Raw genomic sequence first — 10,964 nt, 5'->3', positions numbered from 1 at the left:
GGGCCGGCGGGGGCGGGCCGGGCTGAGCCCCGAGGCCGGGGCCGCGCCGGAGGCGGCCGCCCGAATGGCCGGGCCGGCGGCGGCGCCCTAGCGTGGTCAGCGGAGGGGGTGCCGCACGGCGCCGTAGACCGGTGAGGACCAGCGAGGAGAGCCGTCATGCCGTCGATCCCGGATGTCACCCTGAACAACGGCGTCACCATGCCGCAGCTCGGCTTCGGCGTCTTCCAGGTACCCGACGACGAGACGGCCCAGGCCGTGGGGACCGCCCTGGAGGCGGGCTACCGGAGCATCGACACCGCCGCCGCCTACGGCAACGAGCGGGGCGTCGGGCAGGCGCTCGCCGCCTCGGGCATCCCCCGCGACCAGCTCTTCGTCACCACCAAGCTGTGGAACGACGACCAGGGCCACGACCGGGCGCTCGCCGCCTTCGACGCCTCGCTGGAGCGGCTCGGGCTCGACCGGCTCGACCTCTATCTCATCCACTGGCCGGCGCCGGAACAGGATCGCTATGTCGACACCTGGCGGGCCCTGGAGCGGCTGTACGCGGACGGCCGCGTCCGCGCCATCGGGGTCTCCAACTTCCAGGTGACACACCTCCAACGGCTGATGGACGAGACCGGGATCGTGCCGGCCGTCAACCAGGTGGAGCTGCACCCGGGGCTGCCGCAGGTGGAGCTGCGGGCCTTCCACCGGGAGCACGGGATCGCCACCGAGGCGTGGAGCCCGCTGGCCAAGGGCGGGCTGCTGCGGGACGCGTCGCTCGGCCGGGTCGCCGAGCGGCACGACGTCACCCCCGCCCAGGCGGTGCTCCGTTGGCACCTCCAGCTCGGGAACGTCGTCATCCCCAAGTCGGTGACGCCCGAGCGCATCCGGCAGAACCTGGACGTCCTCGGCTTCACGCTGGACGAGGAGGACATGGCGACGATCGCCGCCCTGGAGTCGGACCTGCGCACCGGGCCGCACCCCGACACCTTCGGCTGAGCGGCGCGCCCGGGCGGCCTCGTCAGTCGGCTATGAACCCGCGCGCCACGTCCTCCAGCCGCCGGCGGTAGTCGGCCCACCAGTCGGCGTCCGTCGAGGGCAGGTTGTCCCCCGGGGTGCGCAGGGCGACCGCGCCGTCGATCAGCTCCCGCAGGATGTCGGCGTGCCCGGCGTGCCGTTGGAGGTCGACGATCGTGTGGACCGCGATCCGGTGCAGGGTGACCTCGGCCCGCTCCGGTGCCCACCAGGGCACCCGCCCGGGCGTCTCCAGCGGCAGCCGCTCGATCACCGCGTCGGAGTGCTCCCCGACCCTGCGGTACTCGGCGACCAGATCCCGGCTGGACTGCTCGGCGGTGGCCCACATGTCGACATTGGGCTCGTCCTCGTGGAAGGTCCAGGAGAGCGGCTCGACCGGCTGGTCGAAGACCACGCCGAAGTAGTCGTGCTCGACGAGGGTCGCGTGCTTGACCAGGCCCAGCAGGTTGGTGCCGGTGGGGGTGAGGGGCCGGCGCAGGTCGTACTCCGAGAGCCCGTCGAGCTTCCAGATCAGGGTGTCCCTGGCCTGCCGCAGATAGTGCAGCAGGTGGGCCTTCGTCGCGCCGTCGGGGTCGACCGGGTGGGCCGTGGTGCTCGTCATGCCGCCCACTCTGCCATCCGCCACTGACAGTCCAGCCGGCGCGGCCTCAGCCGGTGACCGGAGCGGTCGTGCCCCGCGGAACGAAGCGCGGCGCCGGCGACCAGCGCGGGGTGACCGGCCGGCCGTCGATCAGCTCCAGCACGGACTCGGCGACCGAGACGCCGAACTGGTGGACGTCCACGCTCATCGTGGAGAGCGCGGGCGAGGCCAGCCGGCACATCGTGGAGTCGTCCCAGGCCAGCAGCGACAGCTGCTCGGGAACGCGGACGCCGGCCGCCTTGGCCGCCCCGAGCCCGGCCACCGCCATCACGTCGTTGTCGTAGATGATCGCGGTGGGCCGCTCGGCGCGGCGCAGCAGCTTCTCGGTCAACTCGGCGCCGGACTCGGCCGAGTAGTCGCCCTCGACGATCACCGGCTCGATCCCGGCGGCCCGGCAGCCGTCCGTGAGGGCCGCCGTCCTGGCCCTGGTGTGGACCAGGTCGCTGGGCCCGGTGACCCGGGCGATGCGCCGGTGGCCCAGCTCCAGCAGCCGGGCCAGCGCCTCGCGGACCGGCCCGGTGCTGTCGGTGACCACGGCGGGGACGTCGGGGCCGCCGTCCCAGGCGCCCACCATGATGGCGGGCAGCCCGAGACCGGCGAGCACATCGGGACGCCGGTCACCGACGGTCAGGTTGACCACGATGACGGCCTCCACCAGATCGCGCTCGGCCCACCTGCGGTGGGTGGCGATCTCCTCCTCGTGGGTCGCGACCACATGGAGCAGCACGGACAGGCCGCGTTCCGCCAGCGTCTCCTCGATGCCGGCGATGAACTCCATGAAGAACGGCTCGACCCCGAGCAGCCTCGCCGGCCTGGCCAGGACCAGGCCGACGGCCTCCGAACGTCCCACCTCAGCTCCGCGCCGCCGCGTGCAGCGAGTTGACGGAGCGCAGCACCAGCGGTCCGGTCAGCTCGGCGGGGTCGATCTCGGCGGCGGTGCGCACGTGGAAGGTGTGCGACTCGCCGGCGAGCAGGGTGACCAGCGCGTCGTCCACGACGGCGTCCGGGGCGGCCCGGTCGGCGAGCAGCGCGACGTCCCTGGCGAAGGACGAGGCGGTCACCTCGACCTGGTAGCCGTCGGCCACCCGGGTCACCTCGGCGGAGAGTGCCGCCGGGTCGTAGGCCAGGTCGCGGTCCTCCTCGAAGTAGTGGAAGGAGCGGGTCTCGCCCACCGTCGCCACCAGTACCTCCCGTCGCGCTTCGGCCGCCTTCAACAGCGAGTCGGCCACGTCGAGTTCGGCGGCCGCCCGGGCCGCCACGCCGAGGGAGATGGTAGCGGTCTCGCGCACCTCGCCGTCGAGGGTGACCCGCTCCAGGCGGAGTTCGCCGGTCCACTCGGCGCCGGTGTCGTTCACGGCGACCAGCGCGGTCCGCCCGTTCCTGGGCTGGAAGGTGAGCAGCCGGGGGGCGTAGACGTGCTTGAGGCCGTAGTACAGCGGCTTGGGCCGCTCGTCGCCGTCGATGGCCGCCCAGGAGGTCACCGGCCAGCAGTCGTTGAGCTGCCAGACCAGCGAGCCGGTGGTGCGCGGCCAGTGCGAGCGGAAGTGCTCGATGCCGAAGACGACGGCCCTGGCCTGGTTGAGCTGGGTCGCCCAGTGCCAGTCCTCGAAGGTGTGGGTCTCGGGCAGGTGCGGGGCCATGCCGCGGTCCAGCTTGCCGTTGCCGTCGTCGGCCTTCTGGTGGAGCAGGAAGGCGGGCGAGGTGGCGGTCAGCGGCCGCTCGGTGATGGCGTCGGTGAGGGTCGCCCAGGTCGGCGGGCCCTGGAAGCCGAACTCCGAGCAGAACCGGGGGGTGTGGTCGCGGTAGGTGGTGTAGTCGACGCGGTTCCACACCTCCCACTCGTGGCGGGTGCCGTGGTCCTGGTCGTTGGGGTGCAGCTCGGTGGGGTGGTAGCCGGGGCTGTTCGGGCTGCCGGTCGAGTAGGGGCGCTCGGGGTCCAGCTCGGCGACGACGCGGGGGAAGAGGTCGGTGTAGTAGCCGTAGCCCCAGGTGGCGCCGTTCAGTTCCCTCTGCCAGCCCCAGTCCATGTAGCCCCAGAGGTTCTCGTTGCCGCCGTTCCACAGCGCCAGCGAGGGGTGCGGGGTGAGGCGGGCGACGTTCTCCCTGGCCTCGGCCTCGAACTCGGCCCACAGCTCGGGCTCCTCGGCGTAGGTGGAGCAGGCCAGCAGGAAGTCCTGCCAGACCAGCACGCCGCGCTCGTCGCACAGGTCGTAGAAGTCGTCGGTCTCGTAGATCCCGCCGCCCCAGATGCGGAGCATGTTCATGTTGGCGCCGACGGCCTGGTCGATGCGGCGGGCGAGCCGCTCCCGGGTGATCCGGGTCAGGAAGTGGTCGTCGGGAATCCAGTTGGCGCCCTTGGCGAAGATCGGCTGGCCGTTGACCACGAAGGTGAACGGGGTGCCGTGCTCGTCCGGGGTGGTGTCCACGGTGATGGTGCGGAAGCCGACCCGGCGCTCGAAGGTGTCCAGTTCGTCGTCGCCGGCGGTCAGCACGACGGAGACGTCGTAGAGCGGCTGGTCGCCGTAGCCGACCGGCCACCACAGCTCGGCGTCGGGGACGTCCACGGTGACGGTGGCGCTGGTGGCGTCGGCGGGCACGGTGGTGGTGGCGGTGTGCCCGGCCACGGTGGCGGTCACGGTCAGCGCTCCGGCCTCGCCGAGGCCGGAGCGCTCGATGTCGGCGTGCACGGTCAGGCGGCCGGTGCCGTTCTCGGTCACGCTGGCCAGCGGGCGGACGCTGGCCAGCCGGGCGACGCGCCAGCGCTCCAGGGTGACGGGCTTCCAGATGCCGGCGGTCTGGAGGTCGGGGCCCCAGTCCCAGCCGAAGCTGCACGCCATCTTGCGGACGGCGTTGAACGGGTGCGGGTAGACGTGCGGGCGCGGGCCGAGGCGGCGCTCGGCCTCCTCGGCGTAGGCCAGCGCGGAGCGGAAGGTGACGGCCAGCTCGGCGGGGGTGCCGTCCAGCAGCTCGCGCACGTCGTAGCGGTAGGAGCGGAACATGTTCGCGGTCGAGCCCAGGGTGCGGCCGGCCAGCTCGACGGTGGCGACGGTGTCGAGGCCGTCGAAGACCAGGTCGACGCGCTCGTCGGCGGCGGCGGCCGGGGCGTCGACGGTGGTGGTGTAGCGCCAGTCCGTGCGGTGCGCCCAGACCAGCTCCTCCTCGACGCGGTTCTGGTAGGGGTCGTTGATCAGTCCGGCGTTCAGCAGGTCCAGGTGGGCGCTGCCCGGCACGTGGGCGGGCACGGTGCGCCCGGAGATGTTCTCCGGTACTGGACCGGCGATCGCCGTCAGCTGCCAACCGTCGTGCAGGGCATGGCGGATCATCGTGATTACTCCCAGGTGGTGACGGGCTCAGACCGGATGAGATTGTTATGGTGCCGAATTAAGTAAGTCAACAGCGCCCCCCTCCCACCCCTTCTCCACCTGGGACTTAATGCCGGATTTCTGCGGATATATCGCTAACCCTGTTCGAAGCCTCCGTGATCCAGATCACACCTTCCGGGGCGAAGGGCGTTCGACGGTGATCACCGTGGATCACCCCCGGCACGTGGGGGGCGGCGGTCGGAACCGCCGCCCCCCACGCATCACTCCGGCGCTCGGCTCAGGAGCGCGCGACCTCCGGCCCGGCGCCCTGGAGGGGCACGGAGACCGGCCGGTCGAACTCGTACCAGGAGCCCGTGGTGTGGTCGAAGCCACGCCCCAGGTCCTCGCGGGTGATGGCGCCCGGCGAGTCGGCGAGCGAGCGGCCCCGCTCGTCCGGGTTGGGCGCCGCCTTGGCCAGCAACTGGGTATAGGAGTGGCGCGGGTTGAGGATCACCTCGTCGGCCGGGCCGCGTTCCACCACCCGCCCCCGGTACATCACCAGGATGTCGTCGGAGAAGTGCCGGGCCGTGGCCAGGTCGTGGGTGATGTAGAGCACCGCGAGGTTGTCCTCGCGCTGGAGCCTGGCCAGCAGGTTGAGCACGCCCAGCCGGATCGAGACGTCCAGCATCGAGACCGGCTCGTCCGCGATCACCACCTGCGCCCCGGGCGCCAACGCCCGCGCGATGGCGACCCGTTGACGCTGGCCGCCGGACAGCTCGTGCGGCCGGCGGGGCGCCATGTCCTCGGCCGGGGTCAGGTTGACCCGCTCCAGCAGTTGCGCCACGCCCCTGCGGGTCTCCTCCGCGCTCCGCGCCCGGCCGTGCAGCCGCAGCGGCCTGGCCAGGTGGTGCTCGATGGTGTGGAACGGGTTGAGCGAGGCGAACGGGTCCTGGAAGACCATCTGCACGTGGTCGCGGTACTCCCGGTCGCGGACCGGGGTGCCGTCCTCCTTGGTCGCCACGATGCGCCCGCCGGTCGGCTTCTCCAGCCGGGCGATGGTCTTGGCCACCGTCGACTTGCCCGAGCCCGACTCCCCCACCAGCGCCACGGTGCGGCCCGGGGTGAGGGTGAACGAGACGTGGTTGACCGCGCGCAGCGTCGAGCGGCGCAGCCCGGAGCGGATCGGGTAGTCCTTGACCAGGTCGCGGACCTCCAGTGTGGTCATGGCTGCGCCCTCTCGTTCGCGCTCGCCGCCGGCGGTTCGGTCCGGGAGGCGGACTCGCCGGTGCGGATGAAGGAGCCACGGTCCCCCGTCAGGCTCGGGAAGGACTCCAGCAGCCTGCGGGTGTACTCGTGCCGTGGGCTGGCGTAGATCTCCTCGGCCGGCGCGTACTCGACGATCTCACCGGCCCTCATCACCGCGATGCGGTCGGTGAGTTCGAGGAGCAGCGGCAGGTCGTGGGTGATGAAGATGACCGCGAAGCCCAGCTCGTCCCGCAGCCGGATGATCTCCCGCAGGATGCCGCGCTGGACCACCACGTCGAGCGCCGTGGTGGGCTCGTCCATGATCATCACCTGCGGGTTGAGCAGCATGGCCATGGCGATCATGACCCGCTGCCGCATCCCGCCCGACAGCTCGTGCGCGAAGGAGTCGAGCCGCTGGGGGTCGACGCCCACCAGGGTCAGCACCTCGGCGCACCGCGCCCGCCGTTCCTCCTTGGACATGCCGGGCTCGTGGGTGGTGAGCACGTCGTCCAGCTGCTCGTGGATGGTGATCACCGGGTTGAGCGAGTTCATCGCGCCCTGGAAGACCATCGACAGCTTGGACCAGCGGAACGCCCGCAACTCCTCGTTCTCCAGGGCCAGCAGGTCGATGTCCTGCCCGGAGCGGTCGTGGAAGGTGACGGAGCCCTCCGTGACCTCGGCCGGCGGCCGGTGGAGTCGGTTGATCGCGTAGGCGAGGGTGGTCTTGCCACAGCCGGACTCGCCGGCCAGGCCCAGGATCTCGCCGCGCCGCAGCGTCAGCGAGACGTCCTTGACGGCGTGCACCGGGCGTTCGCTCCGGTAGACGACGTTGAGCCCCCGCACCGTGAGGACCAGGTCGTCGCGGCGCTCGTCGGGCGACGACTCGGTGACCGCCTCGTGCCCGGCGACGGCCGCCTCCGCGACGTCGCCAACGGCCTTGACCTGACGGGTGATCCGCAGCTTGGGGTTGATGATCTCGTCGATGCTGAAGTTGATCAGCGCCAGGCCGCAGCCGAAGAGCGCGATCAGCAGCCCCGGCGGAACGAACCACCACCAGGCCTCGTACTGGAGCGCGAAGCCGTTCTGGGCGAAGTAGAGCATGGTGCCCAGGGTGTGGCTGTTGGACGCGCCCAGGCCCAGGAAGGACAGGCCGGCCTCGGCCAGGATCGCCGCGATCACGGCGAAGACGAACTGCGAGGCCAGCAGCGGCAGCAGGTTGGGCAGGATCTCGACGGAGACGATCCGCCACCGCTTCTCCCCCGCCACCCGCGCCGCCGCGACATAGTCGCGGTTGCGCAGCGAGAGGGTCTGGGCGCGCAGCACCCGCGCGGCGGCGGCCCAGCCGGTGACGGCCAGCACCAGCGCCACCGTCCACCAGCCCCGGTCCTCAGCCGGCACGAAGCCGGCGACCACGATCACCAGCGGCAGGCCCGGGATGACCAGCATGACGTTGGTGAACAGGGAGAAGCCCTCGTCGATCGCGCCGCCGAGATAGCCGCCGACGATGCCGAAGAGCGCCGAGAGCAGCGTGGCGAGCACGCCGACCAGCAGGCCGATCTGTAGCGATCCCCGGGTGGAGTGCGCCAGTTGGGCCAGCACGTCCTGGCCGGTCTGGGTGGTGCCCAGCAGGTACTCGCCGCTGGGCTCCGTCATGCCGATCGGGTCGATGGCGTTGGGGTTCGGGAAGAACGGCGGCCCGACGATGCCGAAGAGCGCGATGCCCAGCACCAGGAACAGGCCGATGCCCAGCTTGGGCGACCAGCTCGGCAGCAGGGCGCGCAGACCGTTCCTGCCCCGGCGCGGTGCCGTGGCGATCGGGTCGGTCGTGCCCCCAACGGGCGGCGCGCTCTCGTCGGCGCCGCCGGGGAGCGGACTGAGGTTGGTCACGATGCCGCTCCGTTCAGTTCTCGACTCGGGTACGTGGGTCGATGGCCCCGTACAGGAGGTCGATGACCAGGTTCGCCCCCAGCACCGCCACCGTGATGACCAGGAAGATCCCCTGCATCAGGGCGTAGTCGCTGTTCTGCACGGCCGACAGCAGCCGCGAGCCGATGCCCGGGTAGGAGAAGACCTGTTCGGTGATGATCGAGCCGGAGACCACGAAGCCCAGCGAGATGGCGAAGCCCGCCACCGAGGGCAGCACCGCGTTCCTGGCCGCGTAGCGGCTCATGATGCGGCGGTTGCGGAGCCCCTTGGCCTGCGCGGTGAGGATGTAGTCCTCGGAGATGGTGGAGACCATCATGTTGCGCATTCCCAGCAGCCAGCCGCCCACCGAGGAGACCACGATGGTCAGGGCCGGCAGGGTGCCGTGCTCGATCACCGAGCTGATGAACTCCCAGTTCCAGCCGGTGGACAGCGCCACGTCGTAGCCGTGGTTGAGCGGGAACCACCCGAGCTGGGAGGAGAAGATCAGGACGAAGATCAGGGCCAGCCAGAAGTACGGCACCGCCGAGAGCACGGTGGTGGCCGGAACGAGGTGGTCCAGCCAGGAGCCTCGTTTCCAGCCGACCACCGCGCCGAGCACCACGCCCAGCGCGAACGACAGCAGGGTGGCGATGCCCACCAGGCCGACGGTCCAGGGCAGGGACTGCCCGATGACGTCACTGACCTTGGCCGGGAAGGCACTGGTCGCGATACCGAGATCACCTCTGGCCAGGTTGCCCAGATAGGTGAAGTACTGGTTCCACAGGGGCTCGCCCGAGTCGGACCCGAGCAGCGCCTCGAAGGACTCGCGGACCTCGGGGCCGACCTGGCCGCCGCGCTGCTGGAGCTTGCCCAGCAGCGCGTCGACCGGGTTGCCCGGCATCATTCGCGGGATGAAGAAGTTCAGGGTCAACGCCGCCCACAGGGCGACGAGATAGAACCCCAGCTTCCGGACGTAGTACCTCATCAGGAAGCGTCACTCACCGGCGGGCTTCAGGTTGCGGTAGATCTCGGCCTGGTCGGGGCGCGACCACACGGCCGGGAAGGCGTAGAGGTTCACGTCCGTCGGCCAGCCGGAGAACTTGCCGGCGTTGAACTCGCTGGTGGTGCCGCCGACCATGATCGGGATGTAGGGCATGTCCCGCTCGATGGCGGCCTGGATGGTGTCGTAGTACGGCTGACGGGCTTCCTGGCCGTCCTCCGGGTTGAGCTGCGCCAGCTCCTCGATCGCCGCGTCCACCTCGGGGTTGGCGTAGCGGGACCAGTTCGGGTTGGCGCTCTCGCCGACCGGCTTGGTGCTCTGGCTGTGGAAGAACTGGTAGTAGATGTAGTACGGGTCGGGGGAGGCACCCGGGTAGAGCGAGTCGATCGCCAGCTGGAAGTTGCCGGTGTTGCGGCTGTCGGTGACCTCGTTCCAGGACGCCTGGTTGACCGTCAGCTTGATGCCGACCTCGTTCAGCTGCTCGGCCATGGTGTTGACGGCGGTGATGTAGTCGGTCCAGCCGGTCACCACGTTGACGGTCATCTCCAGCTTGACGCCGTCCTTGGCGTAGATGCCGTCGCCGCCCCTGACATAGCCGGCGGCCTCCAGGATCTCCTCGGCCTGCGCGGTGTCGGCGGTCATGCTGGCGGTGCGGTTCTCCAGGTCGGCGGAGACATAGGCCGCGTCACGCTCGGGGAGGGCGAATCCGGGCGAGATCTCGCTGGAAGTGTTCTGGAAGGCCAGCGAGTTGAGGGTCTCGCGGTCCATGGCGTGGAAGATCGCCTGACGGACCGCCGGGTCGGTCTGCGGTCCCTCACAACCCAGCTCGGCATTGGCGCAGGTCACCAACACCGTCTGGTTCATGGGGATGGTGATGACCTTGTAACCCTCGTGGTTTTCCTCGAAGTTGGCGATGTCCGGCACCGGTCCGGTCTGCCAGTCGATCTCGCCGGCCGCGAGGGCGTCGGCGCCGGCCTGGTTGCCGGAGAGCGCCACATAGCGCACGTTCTTCAGCTCGGGCTCGCCGTCCCAGTAGTCCGGGTTGGCCTCCATGGTGAACGCCTGGGGCTTGAAGTCACTGAGCAGGAACGGACCGGTTCCGACCGGCTCGGCCATGATGTCGGTCTCGGGGTCGTCTATGCCGGACCAGATGTGCTCGGGAACGATCGGCGACTTGCCCAACAGCTGGGGCGCGTCCATATACGCCGGGTCCTCGAAGCTCACGGTCACATGGCTGGCGTCCACGACCTCCGTGGTGCCGTCGAAGCCGAAGCTGTTGAACGCCGGGGTGTCCCGGATCAGGTCGAAGGTGAAGGCGACGTCCTCCGCGTCGAACGCCTCGCCGTCGGACCAGGTGACGTCCTCGCGCAGCGTGATGCTCAGCTCGGTGCCGTCCTCGTTCCAGGCGTACTCGGTGCCCAGCCGGCCGGCCGGCTCGTCCTGGCGCGCGTTGTTGAAGAAGAAGAGGGGCTCGTAGATGGAGCCGATCCCCTCGATCGCCTCCGGCGAGTAGGGGTTGTAGTTGCGCTGCCACTCGCCGGCGAGGCCGGTGTAGACGATCAGCGTGTCGGGGTCGGTGGACGACCCTCCGCCGGACCCGCCACACGCGGTCGCGAGCAGACCGATCGTGACCGTCCCGATCGCCGCCGCTCGCGCGCGCCGCCACCTTGCGTGCAAGGACATTCTCGTTCCTCTCTTAGCCTGCCCCGACGTTGGGGCATGGGCGGAGTCACCCAGGGGTATGTGATTGTTAAGCCGCCGAATTAACAAAGTCAACCCTCCAATGACACGAACAGACAACGACGCGCCCGCGGACACGCCCCGCACCCGCGCTGCCACCGTGCGCCATGCCGCA

The 10,964-nt window shown here is 70.4% G+C and carries 8 protein-coding genes; 1 reads left to right on the top strand and 7 read right to left on the bottom strand.

Going from position 1 to position 10,964, the window contains the following annotated elements:
• The first annotated feature begins 156 nt into the window (after positions 1–156).
• Positions 157–981, top strand: coding sequence for an aldo/keto reductase (locus tag EBN88_RS14535; protein WP_122184300.1), 825 nt, complete (start codon positions 157–159; stop codon positions 979–981).
• 22 nt (positions 982–1,003) lie between these two features.
• On the opposite strand, the gene EBN88_RS14530 is transcribed toward EBN88_RS14535, so the two are convergent.
• The 7 genes from EBN88_RS14530 to EBN88_RS14500 all read right to left on the bottom strand — a co-directional run bounded on the left by EBN88_RS14530 (position 1,004) and on the right by EBN88_RS14500 (position 10,792).
• Complete coding sequence (locus EBN88_RS14530) at positions 1,004–1,618, bottom strand: DinB family protein (protein WP_122184299.1); 615 nt, start codon at positions 1,616–1,618, stop codon at positions 1,004–1,006.
• 46 nt (positions 1,619–1,664) lie between these two features.
• A complete protein-coding gene (locus EBN88_RS14525; RefSeq protein WP_122184298.1) occupies positions 1,665–2,507 on the bottom strand; it encodes a LacI family DNA-binding transcriptional regulator in 843 nt (280 codons plus the stop codon).
• 1 nt (position 2,508) lies between these two features.
• On the bottom strand, positions 2,509–4,980 hold the full coding sequence (locus tag EBN88_RS14520; RefSeq protein WP_122184297.1) for a beta-mannosidase: 2,472 nt from the start codon (positions 4,978–4,980) through the stop codon (positions 2,509–2,511).
• Positions 4,981–5,257: 277 nt separating this feature from the next.
• On the bottom strand, positions 5,258–6,184 hold the full coding sequence (locus tag EBN88_RS14515; protein ID WP_122184296.1) for an ABC transporter ATP-binding protein: 927 nt from the start codon (positions 6,182–6,184) through the stop codon (positions 5,258–5,260).
• Complete coding sequence (locus EBN88_RS32585; RefSeq protein WP_122184295.1) at positions 6,181–8,091, bottom strand: dipeptide/oligopeptide/nickel ABC transporter permease/ATP-binding protein; 1,911 nt, start codon at positions 8,089–8,091, stop codon at positions 6,181–6,183. Before EBN88_RS32585 ends, EBN88_RS14515 begins: the two co-directional genes overlap by 4 nt.
• Positions 8,092–8,104: 13 nt before the next feature.
• Positions 8,105–9,094 (bottom strand): ABC transporter permease, encoded by a 990-nt coding sequence (locus EBN88_RS14505; RefSeq protein WP_122184294.1) that lies wholly within the window; start codon positions 9,092–9,094, stop codon positions 8,105–8,107.
• Positions 9,095–9,103: 9 nt separating this feature from the next.
• Complete coding sequence (locus EBN88_RS14500; protein ID WP_122184293.1) at positions 9,104–10,792, bottom strand: ABC transporter substrate-binding protein; 1,689 nt, start codon at positions 10,790–10,792, stop codon at positions 9,104–9,106.
• Positions 10,793–10,964 lie beyond the last annotated feature (172 nt).

The sequence above is a fragment of the Streptomyces triticirhizae genome, from assembly GCF_003696235.1.
Classification (GTDB): Bacteria; Actinomycetota; Actinomycetes; order Streptomycetales; family Streptomycetaceae; genus Streptomyces; species Streptomyces triticirhizae.
This window is presented reverse-complemented; position numbering and strand designations above follow the sequence as displayed.

What these genes read in the sequence shown, in the direction of transcription:
- EBN88_RS14520 (WP_122184297.1), bottom strand. Translation starts at nt 4,980, where the DNA reads ATGATCCGCCATGCCCTGCACGACGGTTGGCAGCTGACGGCGATCGCC.
- EBN88_RS14500 (WP_122184293.1), bottom strand. Translation starts at nt 10,792, where the DNA reads ATGTCCTTGCACGCAAGGTGGCGGCGCGCGCGAGCGGCGGCGATCGGG.
- EBN88_RS14530 (WP_122184299.1), bottom strand. Translation starts at nt 1,618, where the DNA reads ATGACGAGCACCACGGCCCACCCGGTCGACCCCGACGGCGCGACGAAG.
- EBN88_RS14505 (WP_122184294.1), bottom strand. Translation starts at nt 9,094, where the DNA reads ATGAGGTACTACGTCCGGAAGCTGGGGTTCTATCTCGTCGCCCTGTGG.
- EBN88_RS14535 (WP_122184300.1), top strand. Translation starts at nt 157, where the DNA reads ATGCCGTCGATCCCGGATGTCACCCTGAACAACGGCGTCACCATGCCG.
- EBN88_RS14515 (WP_122184296.1), bottom strand. Translation starts at nt 6,184, where the DNA reads ATGACCACACTGGAGGTCCGCGACCTGGTCAAGGACTACCCGATCCGC.